This is a genomic window from Gilliamella sp. B2785 (assembly GCF_026537005.1).
Taxonomy (GTDB): Bacteria; Pseudomonadota; Gammaproteobacteria; order Enterobacterales; family Orbaceae; genus Gilliamella; species Gilliamella apicola_E.
Window position 1 is genome coordinate 68,446 of record NZ_JAFNNC010000004.1, and the last position, 23,999, is coordinate 92,444.

24 protein-coding genes are annotated in these 23,999 nt (G+C 35.1%); 5 read left to right on the forward strand and 19 right to left on the reverse strand.

Annotated features, from left to right (window positions below; translation table 11 throughout):
• Positions 1-37 precede the first annotated feature (37 nt).
• The 11 genes from adk to putP form a co-directional block, all read right to left on the reverse strand.
• A complete protein-coding gene (adk, locus tag J3U24_RS05710; protein WP_267330565.1) occupies positions 38-682 on the reverse strand; it encodes an adenylate kinase in 645 nt (214 codons plus the stop codon).
• A gap of 33 nt (positions 683-715) precedes the next feature.
• Positions 716-967 carry a zinc-ribbon domain-containing protein gene (locus J3U24_RS05715; RefSeq protein WP_065734947.1) on the reverse strand — a complete coding sequence of 84 codons (252 nt, stop codon included), beginning with the start codon at positions 965-967 and terminating at the stop codon, positions 716-718.
• Positions 968-970: 3 nt separating this feature from the next.
• On the reverse strand, positions 971-2,437 hold the full coding sequence (gene der / locus J3U24_RS05720; RefSeq protein ID WP_267337354.1) for a ribosome biogenesis GTPase Der: 1,467 nt from the start codon (positions 2,435-2,437) through the stop codon (positions 971-973).
• An 18-nt stretch (positions 2,438-2,455) separates the two neighbouring features.
• Entirely contained in the window at positions 2,456-3,628 is a 1,173-nt protein-coding gene (gene bamB, locus J3U24_RS05725; RefSeq protein ID WP_267337353.1) for an outer membrane protein assembly factor BamB, read from the reverse strand.
• Positions 3,629-3,654: 26 nt separating this feature from the next.
• Positions 3,655-4,422, reverse strand: coding sequence for a YfgM family protein (locus J3U24_RS05730; protein ID WP_267337352.1), 768 nt, complete (start codon positions 4,420-4,422; stop codon positions 3,655-3,657).
• Between the two features lie 23 nt (positions 4,423-4,445).
• Positions 4,446-5,723, reverse strand: coding sequence for a histidine--tRNA ligase (hisS, locus tag J3U24_RS05735; RefSeq protein WP_065734951.1), 1,278 nt, complete (start codon positions 5,721-5,723; stop codon positions 4,446-4,448).
• A 24-nt stretch (positions 5,724-5,747) separates the two neighbouring features.
• Complete coding sequence (gene ispG, locus J3U24_RS05740) at positions 5,748-6,857, reverse strand: flavodoxin-dependent (E)-4-hydroxy-3-methylbut-2-enyl-diphosphate synthase (RefSeq protein WP_065734952.1); 1,110 nt, start codon at positions 6,855-6,857, stop codon at positions 5,748-5,750.
• 86 nt (positions 6,858-6,943) lie between these two features.
• Positions 6,944-7,384 (reverse strand): helix-turn-helix domain-containing protein, encoded by a 441-nt coding sequence (locus J3U24_RS05745; RefSeq protein ID WP_267346976.1) that lies wholly within the window; start codon positions 7,382-7,384, stop codon positions 6,944-6,946.
• Positions 7,385-7,470: 86 nt separating this feature from the next.
• Entirely contained in the window at positions 7,471-8,337 is an 867-nt protein-coding gene (gene pdxY / locus J3U24_RS05750; protein ID WP_065734954.1) for a pyridoxal kinase PdxY, read from the reverse strand.
• Positions 8,338-8,341: 4 nt separating this feature from the next.
• Positions 8,342-9,613 carry a tyrosine--tRNA ligase gene (gene tyrS / locus J3U24_RS05755; protein WP_267337350.1) on the reverse strand — a complete coding sequence of 424 codons (1,272 nt, stop codon included), beginning with the start codon at positions 9,611-9,613 and terminating at the stop codon, positions 8,342-8,344.
• Between the two features lie 41 nt (positions 9,614-9,654).
• A complete protein-coding gene (putP, locus tag J3U24_RS05760) occupies positions 9,655-11,142 on the reverse strand; it encodes a sodium/proline symporter PutP (protein WP_416380495.1) in 1,488 nt (495 codons plus the stop codon).
• Between the two features lie 256 nt (positions 11,143-11,398).
• Between putP and nth the strand changes: the two genes are divergently transcribed.
• From nth to J3U24_RS05775, 3 genes are read left to right on the forward strand one after another with little or no spacing between them, the layout of a single operon-like run.
• The gene (gene nth / locus J3U24_RS05765; protein ID WP_267337348.1) at positions 11,399-12,037 is read left to right on the forward strand and encodes an endonuclease III; all 639 of its coding nucleotides are present in this window, start codon (positions 11,399-11,401) and stop codon (positions 12,035-12,037) included.
• Between the two features lie 6 nt (positions 12,038-12,043).
• On the forward strand, positions 12,044-12,574 hold the full coding sequence (gene smrB, locus J3U24_RS05770; RefSeq protein ID WP_065562914.1) for an endonuclease SmrB: 531 nt from the start codon (positions 12,044-12,046) through the stop codon (positions 12,572-12,574).
• A 33-nt stretch (positions 12,575-12,607) separates the two neighbouring features.
• A complete protein-coding gene (locus J3U24_RS05775) occupies positions 12,608-12,967 on the forward strand; it encodes a hypothetical protein (RefSeq protein WP_065562915.1) in 360 nt (119 codons plus the stop codon).
• A 334-nt stretch (positions 12,968-13,301) separates the two neighbouring features.
• Here the strand turns inward: J3U24_RS05775 and cgtA are convergent, their stop codons facing one another.
• The 4 genes from cgtA to rplU all read right to left on the reverse strand — a co-directional run bounded on the left by cgtA (position 13,302) and on the right by rplU (position 16,100).
• The gene (gene cgtA / locus J3U24_RS05780) at positions 13,302-14,465 is read right to left on the reverse strand and encodes an Obg family GTPase CgtA (protein ID WP_065734956.1); all 1,164 of its coding nucleotides are present in this window, start codon (positions 14,463-14,465) and stop codon (positions 13,302-13,304) included.
• Positions 14,449-15,429 (reverse strand): DMT family transporter, encoded by a 981-nt coding sequence (locus tag J3U24_RS05785; protein ID WP_065562917.1) that lies wholly within the window; start codon positions 15,427-15,429, stop codon positions 14,449-14,451. The genes cgtA and J3U24_RS05785 overlap by 17 nt, the downstream gene beginning before the upstream one ends.
• Positions 15,430-15,515: 86 nt before the next feature.
• Complete coding sequence (gene rpmA / locus J3U24_RS05790) at positions 15,516-15,776, reverse strand: 50S ribosomal protein L27 (protein WP_034883716.1); 261 nt, start codon at positions 15,774-15,776, stop codon at positions 15,516-15,518.
• Positions 15,777-15,791: 15 nt separating this feature from the next.
• Positions 15,792-16,100, reverse strand: a complete 309-nt coding sequence (rplU, locus tag J3U24_RS05795) for a 50S ribosomal protein L21 (protein ID WP_065562918.1) — start codon at positions 16,098-16,100, stop codon at positions 15,792-15,794.
• Between the two features lie 232 nt (positions 16,101-16,332).
• Between rplU and narX the strand changes: the two genes are divergently transcribed.
• Together narX and narL are read left to right on the forward strand one after the other, a co-directional pair.
• Positions 16,333-18,141, forward strand: a complete 1,809-nt coding sequence (gene narX, locus J3U24_RS05800) for a nitrate/nitrite two-component system sensor histidine kinase NarX (protein ID WP_267330561.1) — start codon at positions 16,333-16,335, stop codon at positions 18,139-18,141.
• A 3-nt stretch (positions 18,142-18,144) separates the two neighbouring features.
• A complete protein-coding gene (narL, locus tag J3U24_RS05805; RefSeq protein ID WP_065562920.1) occupies positions 18,145-18,798 on the forward strand; it encodes a two-component system response regulator NarL in 654 nt (217 codons plus the stop codon).
• A gap of 37 nt (positions 18,799-18,835) precedes the next feature.
• Here narL and cysG read toward each other — a convergent pair whose 3' ends face one another.
• The 4 genes from cysG to nirB all read right to left on the reverse strand — a co-directional run bounded on the left by cysG (position 18,836) and on the right by nirB (position 23,969).
• Positions 18,836-20,209, reverse strand: coding sequence for a siroheme synthase CysG (gene cysG / locus J3U24_RS05810; RefSeq protein WP_065562921.1), 1,374 nt, complete (start codon positions 20,207-20,209; stop codon positions 18,836-18,838).
• A 111-nt stretch (positions 20,210-20,320) separates the two neighbouring features.
• The gene (gene nirC / locus J3U24_RS05815) at positions 20,321-21,088 is read right to left on the reverse strand and encodes a nitrite transporter NirC (RefSeq protein ID WP_065562922.1); all 768 of its coding nucleotides are present in this window, start codon (positions 21,086-21,088) and stop codon (positions 20,321-20,323) included.
• Positions 21,089-21,110: 22 nt separating this feature from the next.
• Positions 21,111-21,443, reverse strand: a complete 333-nt coding sequence (gene nirD / locus J3U24_RS05820; protein ID WP_267337347.1) for a nitrite reductase small subunit NirD — start codon at positions 21,441-21,443, stop codon at positions 21,111-21,113.
• Positions 21,444-21,446: 3 nt separating this feature from the next.
• The gene (gene nirB / locus J3U24_RS05825) at positions 21,447-23,969 is read right to left on the reverse strand and encodes a nitrite reductase large subunit NirB (protein ID WP_267337346.1); all 2,523 of its coding nucleotides are present in this window, start codon (positions 23,967-23,969) and stop codon (positions 21,447-21,449) included.
• Between the last annotated feature and the right edge of the window lie 30 nt (positions 23,970-23,999).

Sequence of the window (23,999 nt, forward strand, 5' to 3'; positions counted from 1 at the left end):
TAATATGAGGGATGAGTATCATCCCTCTTTTTAAAAATTAACCTAAAATTTTAGTTAATTCATTAGTCACAGCTGAAACAGCTTGTGTTCCATCAATGCGGTAATATTTAGTTCGCCCTTCTTTCGCTTCATGTTGATAATAGTTAACTAAAGGTTTAGTTAAATCATGATATTCAACAAGACGTTTACGAACAATCTCTTCATTATCATCTTTACGGATAGTCAATGGTTCACCCGTTACGTCATCAATATTTTCCACTTTCGGCGGATTATGACGAATATGATATACACGTCCTGAACCAGCATGAATACGGCGACCACTCATACGATCAATAATAACTTCATCAGGTACATCAAATTCAAGCACATAATCTACATTAATTCCGGCTTCTTTCATTGCATCCGCTTGTGGAACTGTGCGAGGAAAACCATCTAATAAAAAGCCTTTTTCACAGTCGCTTTGTGCAATACGCTCTTTAACTAAAGCAATAACTAACTCATCAGTAACAAGCTTACCATTATCCATAAGCTCTTTTGCTTGTAGACCTAGTGGGCTACCTGCTTTTACCGCTGCACGCAACATATCACCCGTTGAAATTTGGGGAATGCCATATTTTTGCATAATAAATTGAGCTTGAGTTCCTTTTCCTGCCCCTGGTGCGCCTAACAAAATAATTCGCATAAAATAACCTCTTATGGCTTTAAATATAAATTTCTATTCTGGTAAATAATGAAATATCACTTTACTGCTGGAGATTAAGCCATCAGTGTGACAAATGTAGTTTATAGCACCACAACCTTTAACTATTTGAGCACTTTGCTGACAAATTGGACAGATATACTGTTCTAGATAATGTTGCTTGCAATGAGGACAGTCATAATGTTGTGGCGACACAATGTCCATTTTATTATGGCATTTCGGACAAATACCTTCTTGCCCCTCATCAATACTCTTTTTTGTTGTCATACGTTATTTACGCCCCCGTACATGTTTCATTAATCGACGACGTTTACGTTGTTGGGAAGCCGTCAAACTATTTTTTCGGCCTTCAAATGGATTTGCGCCTTCTTTAAATTGAATTCGTATTGGTGATCCCATAATTTTTAATGAGCGTCTAAAATAATTCATTAAATAGCGTTTATAAGAATCAGGTAAATCTTCAACCTGATTACCATGAATAACAACAATTGGTGGGTTGTATCCACCTGCATGAGCATATTTTAATTTTACTCGACGCCCTCTCACTAATGGTGGCTGATGGTCATCTTGCGCCATTTGCATGATTTTGGTTAATAATGCAGTATTAACACGACGTGTCGCACAATCATATGCTTCTTGGATCGAGTCAAATAAGTTTCCTACACCACTGCCATGAAGTGCAGATATAAAATGTAAACGAGCAAAATCGATAAAATCAAGCCGATCATCTAACGTCGTTTTTACTTGCTCTTTGATATCTTGTGATAACCCATCCCACTTATTGACTGCAATAACAAGTGAGCGCCCACTATTAATAATGAAACCAAGCAAGGACAAATCTTGATCAGATATGCCTTCTCGGGCATCTATTACTAAAATAACAACATTAGCATCTTCTATCGCTTGCAGGGTTTTAATAACAGAGAATTTTTCAACGGTTTCTGTTACTTTACCTCGTTTACGAACTCCCGCTGTATCTATCAAGATATATTCACGATCATCACGCGTCATGGGGATATAAATACTATCGCGTGTTGTGCCGGGCATATCATAAACGACAACCCTCTCCTCACCTAAAATTCGATTAGTTAGTGTTGACTTACCTACATTTGGTCTTCCAACAATAGCAACTTTGATTGGCTGGTTGATGAGTGAGTCAGCTTCATCTTCAATGTCATCATAAGATTCAGGAAGCTCTTCATCTTCTGGATCATTTGATATGATTTCATGCTGATCATCTTCAAAATGGAAAATAGGATCGAGTACAGTTTCAATTAAAACATTTACACCACGACCATGACTTGCTGCAATCGGATGAATGTCCCCTAATCCTAAACTATAAAAATCAGATATTGCGCTATCTGCATCAATACCATCAATTTTATTAGCAACTAAAAATGTTGCTTTTTCACGAGCGCGAAGATGCTTAGCAATTGCATGATCAGCAGGCATAGCACCAGCTCTTGCATCAACTAAAAAAAGGACAATGTCTGCTTCTTCAATTGCTTGTAGGGATTGTTCCGCCATAAAGCTTTCAACCCCATCTTCGGTGCCATCAATACCACCAGTATCAATGACTATATATTCATGCCCTTTGATTTCTGCTCGTCCGTATTTACGGTCACGAGTTAATCCCGGAAAATCAGCTACTAAGGCGTCTCGAGTTCGAGTTAATCGATTGAATAAAGTCGACTTTCCTACATTCGGACGACCAACTAGTGCGACAACAGGTACCATATTTTTTCTCTAATTACCTTAATTTTTTGTGAATGCGTAAATATCACCATTTTTAGCTTGGACAATAACTTTATTGTCGACAACTAATGGTTTCGAAATCAATCCACTACTACTAACTTGTGTTTTAGCAACGACTTCACCGTTATCTTTACTTAACCAATATAGATAACCTTCAAAATCACCAAGAACAATATAGTTTTCATATAAAACAGGATCGGTTAATTGACGATGTAACAAATCAGCTTGAGTCCATAGTACTGTACCACCATTTTTGCTGACCGCTTGTACATTATCATCTTGATCTACAACAAATAAATGTTGACTATCAACTGCAAAACTATGCGTAGACCCCATCTCTTTACGCCATACAATCTGACCATTACTTAAGTCAAGTGCTACAACATTACCATTGTACCCAATTGCATAAGCTAAATTACCTTCGATAACAGGGGTTGAATCAACATCATTCAATTTTGCAATTTCAGTTGATCCACTAGGTTGTGAAATACGTTGTTGCCAAATCAGTTGTCCATCGTTTAAGTAGTAAGCATTTACATGACCAGTGTCATCACCAAGTATTGCTGCACCATGTGCAATTGTTGGGGTGGAATTACCTCTTAATGAAAGAGGTGGAACCTCAAGCATTACATCCCATACCTCCTCACCGGTATTACGATTCAAAGCTTGTAAATTACCACTTGCGGTATAAACAATGAGTTTATCTTCTGAAGAAATAGGACGAGCAAGTACTTCGCCTTTTACTGGTTTTTCCCAAATAACATTACCATCATTACGATCTAAAGCATATACAACAGCACGTTCACTACCAACATATACATATTTATCATCAGCACTTACACCGCCAGAAAATAGCGCTGTTTTGCTGCTAAATAATGTACTTTTTGATAAATTTTTATCCCATATTGTATGACCATTTAATAGATCAATAGCTTTAACTTGTCCGCTTCGGCTAGCAGCATAAATAGCATTATCATAATTAATAGGACCTAATAATGAATAAATATGTGTATTGCCTGATGTACTATTTCGCCATACTTCTTTTATTGAAAATTGGTTACTTACTTTCGGCGAAGGTGATACTTGTACTATCTCTTCTTCTCCACCAAACAATGAACATCCAGCAAGTGAAAACATAAAAACACTAATAGAAAGACATTTTGTTAACTTCATTGTATAAACCCTTATATCAGGATAAATTAATTTTTATTTTCTTGCGCTGCATTTACGTTAGCTTCTGCTTCTTGCTTTGCTTTATCTTTGGCGGCTTGAGCTTCTTGTTCAGCTTGTTGCTTATCTTTAAGATATTGAGCCTGATTTAACTTCATTTTGATATTTTTATCTAACTGTTCTGTAGGCAATGAAGCTTTAGAATTATTTTCCCCTGATTGATCCGCTGGAGCAGGAGCTAATGCAACATTATAAGCCGCAACAGCTTCAGCATAATTATTCAATTTCATATAGGCATCACCACGAATATCATTAACTACAGGTACCCAACTTTTTTCAGTTACCTTATTTAAGGTCGCTAAAACATCCTGATAACGTTCAAGTTGATATTGTATTTTTGCAATACGAATATAACTGATTGATTTAATAACTTCTGAATCAGTTTTACTTAATGAATCAGTGAGTAACTTTTCAGCTTTTGGATAATCTTTCAATTCTTCAACGTAAAATTTAGCTGCTTTTAAATTAGCAAAAACACTATAAATAGTATTATCACTCTCAGCGAAAGAGACTAATTCATTTACTGAATCTGGATTATTTTTGTCTAAATTAGCTATTAATTGTTCATACCGTTCGGAAGATTCAATCGTTTTTTCTAATTTGTAAGATTGCCAGTAACGCCAGCCATAAAAAGCTAGTAATCCAATTACTATAACTGCAACAATGATTTTCCACGTTTTAGCAAGAAATTCTTTTATCTCTGAAACTTGTTCTTCGCCAGATAATTGATAACTCACGTTTTTCTCCTATTTTCCTTAACTTACAATATTGCCAAACACGTTTGAACAATCTCTTTTTGTGCAACTTCAACTTGTTCGCCTGTTTGTAAATTTTTAATTGTTACTGTTTGATTGGCAATTTCATTTTCGCCAATGATTACAGCTATTTTAGCACCTAATTTGTCAGCTTTGGCAAATTGTTTCTTAAAATTACTACTACCGTAATTTGTAACAATTCTTCTATCAGGTAAACCATCACGTAATGTTTCCGCCGTTCTTTGTGCAGCAGATATTGTTTGCTCATCACCAGAAGATATCATATAAATATCAATCGAGTTGTCACGATTTAAAGAAGGGTTAACCGCTTGTACAAGCAATACTAAACGCTCAACTCCCATGGCAAAACCTACAGCAGGGGTTGGTTGTCCACCAAGCTGACTAACAAGCCCATCATAGCGCCCTCCACCACACACGGTACCTTGAGCTCCTAAACTGGTAGTAACCCATTCAAAAACAGTTCGATTATAATAATCTAAACCACGAACTAATCTTTGATTAATATTATATTTTATTCCTGCGTTGTCCAATAAATGACATAACCCATCAAAATGATTTTTAGATTCTTCATCTAAATAATCAAATAATTTTGGCGCCTGATTAAGCAATTCTTGTACAACAGGATTTTTTGAATCTAACACACGTAATGGATTAGTATACATTCTACGTAAACAGTCTTCATCTAATTTATCTTTATGTTGTTCTAAGAAGCTAACTAACGCGTTACGGTAATTGGATCTAGCTTCAACTGAGCCAATTGAATTGAGTTCAAGTGTAGTATGCTTTTCAATACCAAGAGCTTTCCAAAAACGAGCGGTTAATAATATAAGCTCTGCATCAATATTCGGTCCTTCAAGGCCAAATACTTCAACACCAAATTGGTGGAATTGGCGATAACGCCCTTTTTGAGGTTTTTCATAACGAAATGCAGGCCCTAAATACCATAAGCGCTGCTCTTGATTATAAAACAGACCATGTTCAATTCCTGCACGAACACAACCTGCTGTAATTTCTGGGCGTAGAGTGAGACTTTCATCATTACGGTCGTTAAAAGTATACATTTCTTTTTCAACGATATCTGTCACTTCACCAACTGCTCGTTTAAATAATCCAGTATCTTCAACAATTGGGGTTCTAATTTCATTATAACCGTAACTATTTAGCACACCTTTGACAATTTTTTCAATTTGTTGCCATGTTGCACTATCACTCGGGAGTAAATCATTCATTCCCCGTATTGATTGGATTTTTTTTTCAGTCATATTTTTATTCGCTATCTAATAAGATTATAGTTCAGTGGTTGCTATTCTATTTTTCAAAATTAAGGCTTTAGCCCGTATTTTAGCTTCCAACTCATCTATCATTTTTTCATTATCTATACGCCCTATGCGCACACCATCTTCATAAAAACCGCTTTTATTGTGCCCACCAGCAACACCCATTGTGGAAGCTAATGCTTCACCTGGACCATTAACAACACAGCCAATAATAGAGACATCCATCGGTGTTATAATATCTTCAAGTCGTTGCTCTAGCGTATTAACGGTACTAATTACATCAAATTCTTGTCTTGAACAAGTTGGACAAGCAATGAAATTAATCCCTCTAGATCGGATACGTAAAGATTTCAAAATATCAAATCCAACTTTGACTTCTTCCGTCGGATCGGCAGCAAGTGAAACTCTTAATGTATCGCCGATACCTTCAGATAGCAATAAACCGAGCCCAATTGCTGATTTTACAGCACCTGTACGAATGCCTCCGGCTTCAGTTATTCCTAGATGTAAAGGCTGCTTAATTTGTTTTGCCAATAATCGATACGAATCAACTGCGGTAAAAACATCTGACGCCTTAACACTTACCTTAAATTGATCAAAATCAAGCCTATCAAGAATATCTACATGGCGCATCGCAGACTCAACTATCGCTTCTGGTGTTGGTTCACCATACTTTTCTTGGATATCTTTTTCTAGCGAACCTGAATTAACACCAATACGTATTGGAATATTTTTATCTTTAGCACAATCAACTACTGAACGAATTCTCGATTCATTACCAATATTACCAGGATTAATCCTTAAACAATTAACACCATATTCAGCAACTTTTAAAGCTATTCGATAATCAAAGTGAATATCGGCAATCAAGGGAACTTTTACTTGTTGCTTAATAAATTTAAATGCTTCAGCAGCATCCATCGTTGGAATAGAAACGCGCACAATATCAACACCAACACGCTCAAGCGTTTGGATTTGAGCTACTGTTTTCTCTACATCTGTTGTTCGTGTATTGGTCATGGATTGGACAGCAATAGGAGCTCCACCTCCAATGGGCACATCACCGACATAAATTCGGGTAGATTCTCTCCTAACAATTGGTGATTCTTGATGACTCATAAGATGCCTAATCACATTACAAAATAACTAGGTCGCGATCTTAACAAGATTTGGGGCAAATGTCTGTATGTGAATTCGAAAATTTGCTAACTGTTAACGCGATCAGAAGCCCCAGGAGAAATATAATGGCTAACTTCAACGTAATTATTTTTGTTTTGACAGGTAGCGTAATATAATCCAATACCTAATAACAAAATAAAAATGAATAAAGTAATAAAGATAATCTTTTTACTATGACTTTTTTTATTATCTATTGATTCGAGTTTGAAAGGTTGTTTTACTGAATATTGCTTTGCTAATACCTCAAGATAAGGTTGATATTCTTCACTAGGTAAACCAACAATTTTTGCATAGTTTTGAATATAGCTTTTAACAAGAACATAAGGGGCATGGACTAACTGATTATTTTCTATTTCTGAAATAACTTGAGTTCTAACATGAATTTGAGCAGAAATATCTTTTTGGGTTAAGCCCTTGTTATCCCTTAAATCGGAAAGAATCTTACCCAACGTAATATTATTTTCCATCATTTTCTCTTATTTTGCCTTCCATTAGTTTACACAACTTTAACTTATTTTTACATAATTTTATATATTTTTACATATTTCAAAAATTAATCAATCCTTTTTGCATTAAACCACTGTTTTGGCGTCTCAATTTCATTTTGTGCAGCGACTAATTGTAATTCATATTCATTTTGTTTTAATGTTTCAAGCATAACAGCATAAACTGCAGAGGTAGTATGTTCGAAAGCTTCGACCATTGATTTACCAAGCATTATATTTGCTAAAAATAGCCCGCTAGTCACATCGCCAACACCTACTGGTTGCTTAACACCAAAATCGACTAAGGGACGATCAATATGCCAAGCTTCATCCATAGTTACAAGCAACATTTCAAAACGATCTTTTTGATAACCTGCTCGACTTAAGTGTTTAACTAATAAAACTTTAGGCCCTTTTTGACAAATTGAGCGACAAGCTAAAATTGCTTCATTAACATTACTGATTGGTTGTTTACCATTAAGTTCCTCTAGCTCTAAGATATTTGGAGCCATCATATCTGCAATAGGCAAAGCGGTATTACATAAAAATTCGGATACACCTGGCGCAACAAAACAACCTTTTTCAGGATGTCCCATTACCGGATCACAAAGATAAATTGCTTCAGGATTTACTGCCTTTACTTTCTTAACTATGTCGATGATTGCATTACCTTGCTCTGGAGATCCCATATACCCACTTAATACAGCATTACATCGGTCTAATTCCCCAATAGCATTAATTCCTTCAGCAATATCTACCAAATGAGATGCTGACATTACCGATCCAGTCCATTGACGATACTGGGTATGATTTGAAAATTGAACCGTATTTAGAGGCCAAACATTCACACCCAAACGACGCATTGGAAATACAGCTGCACTATTACCTGCATGACCAAATACAACATGAGACTGAATCGATAAAATATTTTTCATGAAATCATCTCCAAATGAGTAAGCAGTAGTATTTTTTACCTCGACGCAATAATGTATAACGATTAAAGAGTTTATCACTACTAGAAAAACGATAATCTGTTGTGGAATTACGTTCACCATTAACAGAAATAGCATTTGATTCAATCATTGTTCTTGCCTGACCTCTTGAAGGTGCAAAATCTGCATTAACGATTGCTTGTTGCAAATCTAGCTCTTCTTCAACAGCCAATGTAGGCATACCATCTTGAGCTAACTGCTCAAAATCAGCTTCAGATAAGTCAGTTAACTTACCAGAAAATAAACTTTCAGTGATACGTTTCGCTGCGGTTAAGCCATCTTCGCCATGAACTAAATGAGTAACTTGCTCAGCAAGTACATATTGAGCTCTAGGGGCTAAGCCACTATTCTTATCCTCTTCTTCCAATGCATCAATTTCTTCCAATGACATGAATGTAAAGAATTTAAGGAAACGATAAACATCGGCATCAGCAGTATTAATCCAAAATTGATAAAATTTATACGGGCTGGTTTTTTTAGGATCTAACCATACTGCACCGCTTTCAGTTTTACCAAATTTGGTTCCGTCCGATTTAGTAATTAATGGTACGGTTAAACCATAAACTTGTTTTTGATGTAAACGACGAGTTAAATCAATACCTGCGGTAATATTACCCCATTGATCAGAACCACCTATCTGTAACACGACATTATGTGCTTTGTTTAGGCTTGCAAAATCATAAGATTGTAACAGGCTATAAGAAAACTCAGTAAATGAAATACCTGACTCATCGCGGTCAATACGTTGCTTAACAGATTCTTTATTAATCATTGAATTGACGGAAAAATATTTACCAATGTCCCGTAAAAAAGATAAAACATTCATGCCACCAAACCAATCATAGTTATTGGCTACAATAGCTGCATTATCACCACATTCAAAATCCAAAAACGGCGATACTTGTTGTTTGATTTTCTCACTCCATTCAATAACAGTATCTTCAGTGTTAAGCTTACGTTCAACTGCTTTGAAGCTTGGATCCCCAATTAGTCCTGTTGCACCACCAACTAATGCAATTGGTTTATGACCAGCCAATTGAAAACGTTTTAAACAAAGTAATGGAACTAAATGACCAAGATGCAAACTGTCAGCTGTTGGATCAAAACCACAATATAGCGCAATAGGATTTTTTTCGATTAATTCCATTAGCGCGTTTTCATCAGTAAGTTGAGCAATAAGCCCACGCTCTTGCAGTTGTTTGATCACATTTTTTGTCATGATATTTTACCTATTAACGTTTCTATTCTATTTAATTACATTTATTTATTATGATATCTTTTATACGCTTGTTCAAAATGATCTTCGACTATTTCATTTGGTTTTTTGTCTAATAAACTAAAAATAACTATTGCTATTGACGCAAATAAAAAACCTGGAATCAAGGAATACAAATTAAACCAATTGAAATTTATCCAAAGTAAAACGGTAATTGCTCCCGTTATCATTCCTGCTAGTGCACCATTGCGAGTCATTCGAGCCCAGAAAACCGAAAATACAACAATAGGGCCAAATGCCGCTCCAAATCCTGCCCAAGCATGACTGACTAAATCAAGCACACTGTTATTTGGGTTTATTGCGAGTAAAATAGCAATAACTGAAACTAATAAGACCATAACACGCCCAACCCAAACTAATTCTCGTTGTTTAGCCTTTGGTCTGATAAATGCTCGATAGAAATCTTCAGTTAATGCACTTGAACAAACTAATAATTGGCAACTTAGGGTACTCATTACTGCAGCTAAGATAGCTGCAAGCAAAATACCTGCAATCCACGGATTAAAAAGTAATTTAGATAATTCGATGAAAATACGTTCATGCTTACCATCATCAATTAAATAAGCTAAATTTGGATTGTTAGCAAAAAAAGCTATACCAAAGAAACCAACTGTAATAGCACCGGCTAAACACAAAATCATCCATGTCATACTAATTCGACGAGCGTTTTTCATTACTTCATGTGAATCAGCAGCCATAAACCTTGCTAAAATATGGGGCTGACCAAAATAACCAAGTCCCCATCCTAATAAAGAGATAATGGCAATAAAATCCATATTTGAAAAGATGTTTGTGTAATCGGGATTTAATGATTGAATATTAGCCAACGCATCTGAAAAACCCCCAGCATTTATCATAACCATGATTGGGGTTAAAATTAATGCAAACATCATTAAACTAGCTTGAATAGTATCTGTCCAGCTGACCGCTAAAAAACCACCGATAAAAGTATAAGCAATGGTTGCACCTGCACCAGCAAGCATAGCCCAGCCATAACTAAGGCCAAATGTACTTTCAAATAATTTAGCGCCAGCAACTACACCAGAAGCACAATAAATTGTGAAAAAGATTAAAATTATTACTGCCGAAATAATTCTTAGTAATGAGCTGTTATCGTCAAATCGACGAGAAAAATAATCAGGTAAAGTTAATGAATTATGATTTATTTCAGTAAAAACTCTTAGCCTACCCGCAATAAGAAGCCAATTTAAATAAGCTCCAATTATTAAACCTATTGCAATCCAACTTTGTGAAATACCAAATAAAAAGACTGCACCAGGCAATCCCATTAATAACCAACCACTCATATCTGAAGCACCAGCAGAAAGTGCAGTCACTACACTACCGATACGTCGCCCACCTAATATGTAATCACCAAAATTTCGCGTTGCACGGAATGCAAAAAAACCGATAGCAATCATTCCTAATATGTAAACAGCAAAGGTGACAATCATTGGTAATGACATTTTTATAATAAACCTTGAATGATGAAATTAAAAAATAGTTGGCTAGCTTACCACAAAAAGCCAATGCTAAAAAGCAGGTGATTTCTGCAGGTAAATGCTAAATAAAAAAGAAAAAACAATTCAAAAGTAAAAATATTTTATTATTTTCCAATAGATAGATTTTTAATAGTCTTAACTTTTATAAAAACTCAATAGATCCTACGGTTAAATCTAAAATAAAAGTATATAATATTAATTAACCATCTTATGTTTATAATATATTGTGAAACAATCAACACGAATACAAATTTTAGAAAGACTAAAAGATCATATTAAAGATCCTACAACAGAATTGGTGTATCAAACACCGTTCGAGCTACTTATTGCCGTTGTGCTTTCAGCCCAAGCTACAGATGTTAGTGTTAATAAAGCTACAAAACCGTTATTTGCGATTGCAAACACTGCAGAGCAAATTTTAGCGTTAGGCGTCGATAAATTAAAAGATTATATTCGCACAATAGGTTTATATAATAGTAAAGCTGAAAACATTATTAAAACTTGTCAGATTTTGGTTGATAAATATCAAGGACAAGTCCCCGAAAACTTTGATTCATTAATTGCGCTACCTGGTGTGGGTAGAAAAACAGCCAACGTTGTGTTAAATACAGCTTTCGGCTGGCCAACTATTGCGGTCGATACACATATATTTAGGGTAAGTAATCGAACTGGTTTTGCTCTAGGTAAAACCGTTGAAGCAGTTGAAGAGAAGTTACTGAAAGTGGTACCAAAGGAGTACAAAATAAATTGTCACCATTGGTTAATATTACATGGTAGATATACGTGTATTGCTAGAAAACCTCGTTGTGGATCTTGTGTTATTGAAGATTTGTGTGAATTTAAAGAAAAAGTTTATCCAGAGTGAGAATCAATGTCGAATAAATTTATATTAGATCATGAAGACATAGACTTGTTTAAAAATAGTATTGGTAAAACCAAACAGCTCAAACAAGATACTGTGATTCATAAACCTCAAAAACGATCTCAAAAGCTAATAGAAAATCAAAAAATTCAACATGAAAAAGTAAATAATGAATTTTACTTTTCTGATGATTACCAACCTCTATTACAAGAAGATCCGATTCGTTATAGTCGTGAAAACTCAGATCCTAATGAATTGAAAAAATTACGACGTGGATTTTATGCACCTGAATTCTTTTTAGATTTACATGGATTAACTCTGCAAGAAGCGAAAAAAGAAATAGCAGCATTAATCGCCGTTTGTTTAAAAGAAAATGCCAATTGCGCTTGCATCATGTATGGGCACGGTAAAAACATATTAAAAAAACAAACCCCAATGTGGTTAGCCCAGCATCCTAATATCATTTGTTTTCATCAAGCACCGAAAGAATTTGGCGGCAGTGCAGCATTACTTATTTTATTTGATACCATCAATAACTAAAAAATAAATTTTAAATATATAAGGAATAAAAAAATGAAATTATTAAAAAAAATAAAACATGTTTATTTATTTCTAATACTTGCTATCTTTATAACTGCATGTGGCGGACTTGATGCAATTCCTTCAGAAAAAAGTAACTATATTGGCAAATGGCAAGGTGAATATATGGTGATAACTATCACTAAAGACGCCAAAGTTATTTACAATTATAAAAAAGATGGGGTAACTAAAAGCGTTGAAGGGCCGATACAAGAATTTATTGGTGATGATTTTAAAGTAGGGGTTTTAGGTTTAAATTCTTTATTCAAAGTAAGTAAGCCTCCTTATTTTGAGGACGGTCAATGGAAAATGGTCATTGATGATCAATTAGTTATCAAAACATCGTATTTTTAATCGCTTTAAAATAAAAAAGCCAGCATAGTTGCGCTAGGCTGGCAAACATTGGAAGCAATGTGAGCAATGTCATACTTTTTCAGAAGTCTTGCGACGCTCTAATCAAGTACACCTTAATGATAATAATTCTCATTATTAAAAGCAAGCGTTTTTTTTGACTTTTTTCAAAAAATAAAAGAAAAATGTAAACCACCAATTTTTTTTAATATGAAATCATTGTGTTAGCTTTAGAATAATAGAGAGGAATACAGGGCTATGTCACCCTGTATTTTTGTAATGGTGATTTTTTAGTTGATAATTTGAAGTGATAAGTTTAACTTATTTTAGGTTATTACTATTTTTGATAGATAAATTCAACCCCTTCTTCGTCACTGTCATCCCAATCATCAAAATCATCGTCATCAAAAGCCTCATCCATCGCTTGTTGGTGATAATCATCCCACATAAATTCAACTTTTTCTGCTGCCGTTTCTGCTTCTTCTGCTTCACGAGGATGCGCATTCATGTAGTCCATTAGATCCCAACATAAAGCTTTTACCCCTTCATGATTAACTGCTGAAATCACATAATATTTATCATTCCAGTCGAGTGCTTTTGCAATTTCTGCTGCACATTTGGCACTTTCTTCTTCACCCAATACATCCATTTTATTGAAAACTAACAAGCGAGGTTTATTGGCTAATTTTTCACTATATTGGTGAAGTTCTTGAATAATAACTTTAGCATTTTCAATTGGATCTGATTCATCAATTGGTGCAATATCAATTAGATGAACTAAAATCCTACAGCGTTCTAAGTGTTTTAAAAAACGAATACCAAGTCCTGCGCCATCCGATGCTCCTTCAATCAACCCTGGAATATCAGCAACAACAAAACTCTGCTCATTATCCATTCTAACTACCCCTAAACTAGGTACTAAAGTTGTAAATGGATAATCAGCGACTTTCGGTTTTGCTGCTGAAACTGAACGAATAAACGTTGATTTACCTGCATTAGGCAAACCTAACATACCAACATCAGCTAATAGTAAAAGTTCTAGTAGCACATCACGTTTTTCACCCGGCGTACCATCAGTCTTTTGTCTTGGTGCGCGATTCACTGATGATTTAAAACGTGCGTTACCAAGCCCATGAAAACCACCTTTAGCCACAAGGACTTTTTGTTGATGATGAGTTAGATCACCAATAATTTCACCAGTATATTTGTCAGTGATACGAGTCCCAACAGGTACTTTAACGGTAATATCTTTACCTCGCTTGCCGGTACAATCAGAACCTTGTCCATTTTGACCACGTTCAGCGCGATAGTTCTTTTCAAATTGAAAATCCACGAGTGTGTTTAGATTTTCATCGGCAATAAAAAATACATCGCCACCATCTCCACCATCGCCACCATCAGGACCACCTTTAGGTATATATTTTTCACGACGGAAACCAACACAACCATTGCCACCGTCACCAGCTTCCACTCGAATTGAAGCTTCATCTACAAATTTCATTATTTGTCCTCTTTTTTCGGTTAATCAGCCAGCCCTTTCTAGGTTGCCATAAATGATGTCCAACTGTTGCAAACATTGCACCTGCTACAACAGATACCGCGCCAATATAACCTATAATATTTAAATATTGCATTACAAACTTTTCTGGCCATAGTAAAGCAAATAAATCTGAGAAAATCAGTGCAAAAAGTGGTGTCAGTGTTGTTATAGCACTTACTTGCGCAGCTTGCCAACGCTCCATTGCCATAACTAAAGCACCATAAGCAATAATGGTATTTAAACCACAAAAAATAATTGCAAACAATTGACTAAAATCAGCATTAGCAATTTTAGTCGGCGATGCTAGAGGCCATAAAAAGATACTACATATAAGATAAATCAACCAAAGTAGCTGCTCTGCTCTTAATTTTCTTAATAATACTTTTTGCGCTAATGCATAACATGCCCATGATATAGAGGCTAATAAGGCCAGCCACACACCTATACCATATGAAGACATATTGGCAAAGAGATCTGCTAGATTTTCATTAAAAAATAGCGCTAAACCAATTAACAATATAGTAATACCAATAATTTGTGTTGGTCTTAATTTCTCTTTGAAAATAAAAGCACTAGAAATCATAAATATGACAATGCCAGTTTGTCCAACAACTTGAGCTGTAGTTGCAGATAAATACTGAACAGCTGTAGCAAAAAGCGCAAAATTACCTAGTAAACCAAATCCGGCAATCATTAATAGAATAAAACGGCGTCGTTTTTTAAACATCATCAAATTAGGAAATTGTTTTTTATAAGCCAACCAAAGCGTTATACCTACTGCTGATATACTTAAGCGTGACCAAGCTAACGTTAATGGATCAATAACAACTAATGCATATTTCATAGCAATTGGCACGAGTCCCCACATCACTGACGTCAACATGGCTAGCGCAAAACCTAATTTAACATTTTGCTGTTTTATCATAATGAATTAATTTATATAAATTTCAAGAAATGAAAAAAGCCCCACAATAACTGTGAGGCTTCTATAACTTATGAACCGCTGGTTTATTAGCTGTTAGCAACTACACTAACATAACGGCGGTTTTTAGGTCCTTTAACTTCAAACTTAACTTGTCCATCAACTAACGCGAATAGGGTATGATCACGACCACAACCTACATTAGTACCTGGGTGGAATTGAGTTCCACGTTGACGAACTAAAATATTACCAGCAAGAACTTCTTGAGAACCATAACGTTTAACACCTAAACGTTTACTCTGGGAATCACGACCATTACGTGATGAACCACCAGCCTTCTTATGTGCCATTGTTCGATACTCCTATTAAGCGATTGCAGTGATCTTCACATCAGTGAACCACTGACGGTGACCTTGTTGTTTACGATAGTGTTTACGACGACGGAATTTAACAATTTTCACTTTCTCGCCACGACCGTGCTCAACAATCTCTGCTTTAACTGTTGCACCTTCAACAAACGGAGCACCAACTTTGATGTCTTCACCATTTGCTACCATTAAAACTTTATCGAAAACAACTTCTGCACCTGTTTCGACTTCAATTTTTTCCAAGCGAACGACTTGTCCTTCGCTAACTCGGTGTTGTTTACCACCACTTTGGAAAACTGCGTACATACTTAACTCCGCAATAAAAAGCAGACGATTCCTGATTTAACATATATGTCTGCATTGATTAATCTTATAGGGCGTGAATTTTACGCAAAATTTATGCTTGTTGCAAGCGCTGTTTAATAAAAGATCGCAAAAAGTCATAAAAAAGATCTTTGATCAACGGTTTTCACGATACAATAGAGCTAAATTATTATTTATTTAAACAATATTTAACACAAAAATATTGAGTATCGATATGCTAAAAAGAAAATTTCGCTACAGTGCATCTATTTTAAATCGTTTAACACTTTTAATGTTTTCTTTAGGTGCCATGGCGTTATTAGCTTTGTTTTTATCAATACAAGTAGCTAATGATACTAAAGGCAGTGCTTATATGATAAACCAATTGGGTTTAATTAGGATGAAAAGCTATCAATTTTTAGCCATGATCCCGATTGAAAAAAAGGACTATGATCGACTTAATATTTTTAATGATATTCCGTCTTCTGAGCAATTAAAATTATTTGAACGTTACCATTTAATTGATGAGCTTAACCAATTACAGTCTCAATGGATAACTGATATTGTCCCCAAAATTAAACAAGCAAACAGTATAGATGAAATAAAAAATGAAATTGATAAGTTTGTAACTCAGACCGATAAATTAGTCCATCAAATTGATCAAAAAACAGAAAATCAAATCCATTATATATCACAATTGCAATTTGTTTTTATCATTCTTATTGTTCTATTTCTTCTTGCGCAAATTTACTATTTACGTCGTTATCTTCTTGCGCCTTGGCGCAAATTAATTAATATGGCTGAATCTATTTCGCAACATAACTTTAGCCAACGATTTAACAGTAAGAAAAGTAAAAAGAACGAATTTGATTTATTGGGGCAAGCCTTCAATGAAATGGCAGAACAAATTGAATTGCAGTACCAATTATTAGAAGAACGTGTCACAGAAAAAACTGCCGAATTACAACAAATCAATAAAATATTGTCGTTTCAGTATCAAGCTATAAAACAACTGCACACATCAGATCCATTATGTGAACGCTTTTTAATTATACTCCGCCAGCTTGAGGAATTAGTGCCATTAACACAGTTTCAAATTCGTTTTTATGAGTCGGATAATATAGAACATTATCAACAAATCAGCTATGCCAACCAACAAAGACTACCTTATTGCCAAAATTCAGAATGTAACGCTTGCCTTATTCCATCAAAATCTTATCAAGAAAATGGATTTCAACGTTATTGGTATCTTCAAGAAAAAGGTGAAAAATTTGGTATTTTATTTGCTCTACAACCATCAACAATGCATCTAAGTGCAGAACAAGAAAATTTAATTACAGCCTTAGTCGAGCAAATGACGACAGCACTAATGCTTGATAGGCAAATAGAACAACAAAAACAATATCTATTAATGAAAGAGCGCTCAGCAATGGCCAGAGAGTTACATGACTCTATAGCACAATCTCTTTCTTGTTTAAAAATTCATCTTAGTTGCTTACAAATGCAACCAGATTTAACCTCACAAACAAGTAGTGATTTGCTAGCTATTATGCGTACAGAAGTTAATATTACTTATTCTCAATTAAGAGAATTAATAACTTCTTTTCGTTTACGACTTAATCAAACCGGTTTTTATGCCAGCTTAATGGAATTGATCGAAGAATTTAATCAAAAATTGAAATTTAAAATACAAGCTGAATATCAACTACCTCTCAATGTCATTAAGAGCAAATATGCATTCCATCTATTGCAATGTGTACGCGAATCTTTAAATAATATTTATAAACATGCTAATGCAACACAAGTTAAAATAAGTTTAACTATTGATGATAACCAGATTATTACTGTCAGCATAAAAGATAATGGTATTGGTTTACAAAATAATGCTAATCAAGATAATCATTATGGATTAATAATTATGCGTGATAGAGTTGGAATATTAAATGGAAATTTAACCATTAATAGTAAGCCTAATCTAGGTACTGAGATTGTAATAACGTTTAAAGCAACTACAATGATCCCATTTAAAATGATAGAAGAATAACAAATGGAACAAGTTAAAAGTTCAATATTACTTATTGATGATCATCCCATGTTAAGAAATGGGGTTAAGCAGCTTATAAAAACAATCAATAATTTTGAGGTTATCGGTGAAACAGGCTCTGGCTTAGAAGGGGTTATGCTTGCAGAAACACTTGATCCAGACATTATTTTATTAGATATCAATATGAATGATGTGAATGGATTAGAAATCTTGCGTTATTTACGAGAAAAAAATATTTCTGCTCGAATCATTATATTTACTGTATCAGATGCAAAAGAAGATATCATTACTGCTATCAAAACCGGTGCTGATGGCTATTTATTAAAAGATATGGAACCGGAAAACCTTCTGAAAGCATTAATAGATATTTCTGAAGGCAAAATCACCATGGATGAAGCAATTTCACCTATTATTCTTGATTATATGCGTCATGGTGGAGGCACGACTACAAGCCAGTCCCATAATATTAATTTACTCACACCAAGAGAACGAGAAATATTTAATTTATTAGTTCAAGGATTATCAAATAAATTAATAGCGAAAGAGTTAGATATTGTCGAAAACACAGTAAAAGTCCATATAAAAAGTATATTTAAAAAACTAAATTTTAAATCTAGAATGGAAATGACTGTATGGTATTTACAAAGTAAAGAATAGCTAGTACTAATTATGCCATTCTTCACTTTATCTAACATTAAAGTTTAGAAAACCAATTTAACTTTTTGCGTAATGCAACTACACGTCCAATAATAATTAAACTAGGACTACAAGCATGTAATGCAAGTTGAGTAAGATCACATAATAATCCCTCTACAACTTTCTGATTGGCTTTTGTACCTTCTTCTACTATAGCCACAGGTATATTACTATCCATACCATGTTTAATTAATTGTGTTTTAATATTTTCTGCTTGTGATAACCCCATATAAAAAACGAGAGTCTGTTTTTCAGCAGCTAAACTTTGCCAATCCAAATGAGTGCCATCTTTCAAATGACCCGTAATTAAACGAACACTATGAGCATAATCACGATGAGTTAATGGTATTCCACTATAAGCTGAGCATCCTGAAGCAGCTGTAATTCCTGGTACTAACGAAAAAGGAATATTAGCATCAAATAGTGTTTCAAGCTCCTCTCCGCCTCGACCAAAAATGAAGGGGTCACCACCTTTAAGTCTTACCACTCGCAACCCTTTTTGGGCTTGCTCAAGTAATATTTGGTTAATTTGTTCTTGTGGCACACAATGAAAACCAGGCCGCTTACCGACAAAAATTCGCTGAGCATCTCGTCGAGCTAAATTCATTATTTCATCGGATACTAATCGATCATAAACAATAATATCGGCTTGTTGAATTTGTTGAAGAGCTTTTAATGTCAACAACCCTGGGTCACCCGGACCGGCACCAACTAAAACCACTTCACCTCGATAATCAACGGGCTCTTCAAATAATTCATTAGTTAACATTTCAACTTTTTCTGAATCATTATTAGCTATAGCTTGAGCTAACCTATCATGTGTAAATAGCTTTTCCCAGAATCTTCTTCGTTCAGTCATGCTTTGATAAGTTGCTTTTACTTTATTACGCAAATAACCAGCATATTTCGCTAGTTTGCCAATATTTTGCGGTAAAATCGCTTCTAGTTTTTCACGTAATAACCGTGCCAATACAGGAGCATGACCTTCTGAAGATATCGCAACCATTATTGGAGAGCGATCAATAATAGAAGGCATAATAAAACTAGCACCTTTAGGTGAATCAACGATATTACAAAAAATACGTCGCTTTTCTGATTCTATACTGACTTGCTGATTGGTTTGTTGACAATCTGTTGCGGCAATAACTAACCATTTATTATCGAGTAGTTGTGTATCAAATTCACCTTGTATTAAAACCAATTGTTTTTGTTCTTGCCAACAGACAAATTGCTGAGTAAATTCGAGAGCATTGACAGTTAAATTTGCGCCAGCTTCAAGCAATAACCGAGCTTTACGCTCGGCTATTTCCCCACCACCAACTAATAAGCAATCACGGTTTTCTAATTTACAAAATAAAGGTAAATAATCCATAGACTTTAAAAACAACCATTAATATCTTATTGATCTAAAAAATTTACTGTTAATAATCCAATAATTCTTAAAAACAGTAAGCTAAACAATTACAACCTTATTCAATAATGATTAAGGTCGATCTGCTTTAGGTGTTGAAAACCAATATCCTAAGCCCATAAACAGTGCTCCAGATACTAAATTACCCAATGAAACCCATAACAAGTTATGCCCAATACCACCTAAAGTATAGGCATCAGTATGATTTCCAAACCAAGAAAGAGAAAATAACGTCATATTAGCAACACTATGCTCATACCCACAAGCAATAAATGCCAATAAACACCACCATATAGCAATAAATTTGGCTGAACCTTCAACTCGATTTGCCATCCAAATAGCTAAACAAACTAACCAATTACATAAAATTCCACGAAAAAATAGAGCCATTGCGGGAGTGGATGTTTTTGCTAATGCCGCAGTATGTATAAGGGAAGTATCTGTTGCCAATAATGGGCTTGCCGCCCAATAAAATAAAGCAGCAACAAAAATAGATCCCAGTAAATTGCCTAGCCATGTTTGTGGTAATACCCACCACATTTGAAAGTGTGTAATCTTTTTAGCTTGAACACCAAATGTTAAAAACATGGTATGCCCAGTAAATAACTCCGAGCCTGCTATAACAACTAAAGTTAATGCAATTCCAAATGTTGCTCCCATAACTAAAGGTCTAACTGATGCATCAAGCAAATTACCCAGCGTAAAAATTAATATGATACCCAGACCAACATAAGCACCTGCCATAGCAGAACTTAGCCAAAACCCTATAGGATTGGTTTTAGCTAATTTAACAATACGTGCTGCATTAACAGCACATTTATTAATTGTTTCTGTATACATTTATTATTCCTATTTTTATTTATTAGTTAAATTTAACTTTAACAAATCCATCATTATCAATTTTGACCTCATAGTGTGCGATGGAATAACTTGCATCTTCAAAACAATAACCATCTTTTAAACGAAAGCGTTGTTTTTTCAAAGGACTAGCAACCCATAATTCATTTTGATGCTCACAAATAATACCCCTAGAAAGCACACTAGCATTAGCAAAAGGATCAATATTACTAATCGCATAAAGCTCGTCAGAATGAAAAGGACGAAAAACAGCGACATGCTCTTTACCAACTAAAGCACAAACTCCTGTTTCAGGAAAAATATCTTCAATTTTACAGATAGTTACCCATTGACTCATAATCTACTCTCCTGACATAACTTGACGTTCTTCAAGGGTGGCGGGACGATGTTGTTGTCGCTCAGGTACAAACTGAACATTATCGTCTCGTTTAGGACTATTAATAAAATGAGCAAACCGGATTTGTGCTTCTGGATTATTAACAGTTTCTTTCCATTCACAAACAAAAAGCTTACGAATGCGAGCCATCTCTTTTTCAAGTTCGTCATTGATACCTAATTTGTCATCAATAATGACACTACGCAAATATTCGATCCCCCCCTCAAGGTTTTCAAACCAGACAGAAGTCCGTTGTAATTTATCCGCTGTACGAATATAGAACATAAGGAAACGGTCTAAGTAGCGAATAAGGGTTTCTCGATCTAAATCAGCAGCTAAAAGATCGGCATGACGAGGTTTCATACCACCATTACCACAAACATAAAGATTCCAACCTTTTTCAGTTGCAATAACGCCAATATCCTTACCCTGAGCTTCGGCACATTCACGGGTACAACCTGAAACACCAAGTTTGAATTTATGAGGCGCTCGAATACCTTTATAGCGGTTTTCTAATTCGACACCTAAACTAACACTATCTCCTACCCCAAACCGACACCAAGTGCTACCTACGCAAGTTTTTGCCATACGTAATGCCTTAGCGTAAGCGTGACCACTCTCAAAACCAGCATCAATCAGCTCTTTCCAGATAGCAGGAAGATCATCTTTTTGCGCACCAAACAACGCTATACGTTGTGAACCAGTAATTTTTGAATAGAGATTGTATTTCTTAGCAATCTGACCAACCGCAATCAATCCTTCTGGAGTAATTTCACCACCAGCACTACGAGGAATAATTGAATAAGTACCATTTTTTTGAATATTACCTAAAAAGATATCATTACTATCTTGTAACGGTACAAGATCTGGTTTAAGAATATAATTATTCCAACATGAAGCTAATATAGAGCCAACTGTTGGTTTACAAACTTCACAGCCATAGCCGGTACCATGTTTTTTTATCACTTCATCAAAGGAAGTTAATCCTTCAACACGAATTAAGTGAAAAAGCTCTTGCCGAGAATATTTAAAATGCTCACAAAGTGCATGGCTTACTTCAATACCTTGTTTCGCTAATTCCAAATTAAGGATTTGCGTTACTAGTGGTATACAACCACCACAACCACTACCCGCTTTAGTTTCAGCTTTAATTGCAGCAACAGTATGACAACCAGCATGAATAGCTTGAACAATTTTTGCCTTTGTCACATCAAAACAAGAACATATTTGTGCACTATCAGGTAATGCGTCAGCGCCTAATGCAGGCTTAGCACCTGCATGTGATGGTAAAATTAGAGAATCAGGATGTTCAGGTAAATCCATATCATTAAGCATCAGTTGCAGCAAGTTACTATAATCAGATGTATCACCAACTAAAACAGCACCTAATAGTTTTTTATTATCATTAGATACCACTAACTTTTTATAAACTGGTACACTTTCATCTAAATAAACATAGCTTCTGCTAGCTATTGTTTTAGCCTTTGCATCACCAATACTACCAACGTCGACACCCATTAATTTGAGTTTAGCACTCATATCGGCACCTTCAAATTTAGCGCTTTCACCGATTAAATGTGCTAAGGCAACTTGTGCCATTTTGTAACCAGGTGCAACTAAACCGTAAACTTTACCTTGCCAACAGGCGCATTCACCTATGGCATAAATATCCGGATCTGAAGTTTGACAATAATCGTTAATAACGATACCTCCTCTAGGTCCAATATCTAATTCACACGCTTTAGCTAATTGGTCATTGGGACGGATGCCAGTTGAAAAAACAATAAAATCAATTTCAAGTGATGAACCATCAGAAAATTGCATAACTTTACCTGATGGGGTATGAATAATTTCTTGAGTATTTTTGCTTGTATGAACTCCAACTCCCATCTCTTCGATTTTTCTACGCAGTTGATCACCACCCATTGCATCAAGTTGCTCTGACATTAAGACTGGAGCAAATTCGACAACATGAGTTTCAACACCTAAGTTTTTCAATGCACCAGCAGCTTCAAGTCCAAGTAAACCTCCACCGACAACTGCACCTATTTTACAATTACTAGCACAATCACGAATCGCATCGAGATCTTCAATGGTACGATAAACAAAACAATTCGCCCCTTCAGCACCTTTAATTGGAGGAACCCATGGATAAGAGCCCGTTGCAATAATCAACTTATCATAAGAAACAATACGCCCAGTTTGTGAATGCACCTCTTTACGTTGGCGATTAATCAAAATAACCCGTTCATTAAGTAAAATATTAATATCATTTTCTTGGTACAAGCCTTCCCGAACTAAAGACAGTGCTTCTGCAGTATGGCCTGAAAAATAGGAAGAAAGATGAACACGATCGTAAGCTACTCTTGGTTCTTGGCAAAAGATGGTAATTTTAAAATTATCAGACTGCATTTTTTCGATAATTTCTTCGACAAAACGATGTCCAACCATCCCATTGCCTATAATAACGAGATTGGTTTTACTCATAAAAAGCTCCAAATTTATTTTTAATTCAAT

Excerpts from the sequence above, each read along its gene's own strand:
- adk (WP_267330565.1), bottom strand. The coding sequence starts at position 682 with ATGCGAATTATTTTGTTAGGCGCACCAGGGGCAGGAAAAGGAACTCAA.
- J3U24_RS05715 (WP_065734947.1), bottom strand. The coding sequence starts at position 967 with ATGACAACAAAAAAGAGTATTGATGAGGGGCAAGAAGGTATTTGTCCG.
- der (WP_267337354.1), bottom strand. The coding sequence starts at position 2,437 with ATGGTACCTGTTGTCGCACTAGTTGGTCGTCCGAATGTAGGAAAGTCG.
- bamB (WP_267337353.1), bottom strand. The coding sequence starts at position 3,628 with ATGAAGTTAACAAAATGTCTTTCTATTAGTGTTTTTATGTTTTCACTT.
- hisS (WP_065734951.1), bottom strand. The coding sequence starts at position 5,723 with ATGACTGAAAAAAAAATCCAATCAATACGGGGAATGAATGATTTACTC.
- ispG (WP_065734952.1), bottom strand. The coding sequence starts at position 6,857 with ATGAGTCATCAAGAATCACCAATTGTTAGGAGAGAATCTACCCGAATT.
- J3U24_RS05745 (WP_267346976.1), bottom strand. The coding sequence starts at position 7,384 with ATGGAAAATAATATTACGTTGGGTAAGATTCTTTCCGATTTAAGGGAT.
- pdxY (WP_065734954.1), bottom strand. The coding sequence starts at position 8,337 with ATGAAAAATATTTTATCGATTCAGTCTCATGTTGTATTTGGTCATGCA.
- tyrS (WP_267337350.1), bottom strand. The coding sequence starts at position 9,613 with ATGACAAAAAATGTGATCAAACAACTGCAAGAGCGTGGGCTTATTGCT.
- smrB (WP_065562914.1), top strand. The coding sequence starts at position 12,044 with ATGTCGAATAAATTTATATTAGATCATGAAGACATAGACTTGTTTAAA.
- J3U24_RS05775 (WP_065562915.1), top strand. The coding sequence starts at position 12,608 with ATGAAATTATTAAAAAAAATAAAACATGTTTATTTATTTCTAATACTT.
- cgtA (WP_065734956.1), bottom strand. The coding sequence starts at position 14,465 with ATGAAATTTGTAGATGAAGCTTCAATTCGAGTGGAAGCTGGTGACGGT.
- J3U24_RS05785 (WP_065562917.1), bottom strand. The coding sequence starts at position 15,429 with ATGATAAAACAGCAAAATGTTAAATTAGGTTTTGCGCTAGCCATGTTG.
- rpmA (WP_034883716.1), bottom strand. The coding sequence starts at position 15,776 with ATGGCACATAAGAAGGCTGGTGGTTCATCACGTAATGGTCGTGATTCC.
- rplU (WP_065562918.1), bottom strand. The coding sequence starts at position 16,100 with ATGTACGCAGTTTTCCAAAGTGGTGGTAAACAACACCGAGTTAGCGAA.
- narX (WP_267330561.1), top strand. The coding sequence starts at position 16,333 with ATGCTAAAAAGAAAATTTCGCTACAGTGCATCTATTTTAAATCGTTTA.
- narL (WP_065562920.1), top strand. The coding sequence starts at position 18,145 with ATGGAACAAGTTAAAAGTTCAATATTACTTATTGATGATCATCCCATG.
- cysG (WP_065562921.1), bottom strand. The coding sequence starts at position 20,209 with ATGGATTATTTACCTTTATTTTGTAAATTAGAAAACCGTGATTGCTTA.
- nirC (WP_065562922.1), bottom strand. The coding sequence starts at position 21,088 with ATGTATACAGAAACAATTAATAAATGTGCTGTTAATGCAGCACGTATT.
- nirD (WP_267337347.1), bottom strand. The coding sequence starts at position 21,443 with ATGAGTCAATGGGTAACTATCTGTAAAATTGAAGATATTTTTCCTGAA.
- nirB (WP_267337346.1), bottom strand. The coding sequence starts at position 23,969 with ATGAGTAAAACCAATCTCGTTATTATAGGCAATGGGATGGTTGGACAT.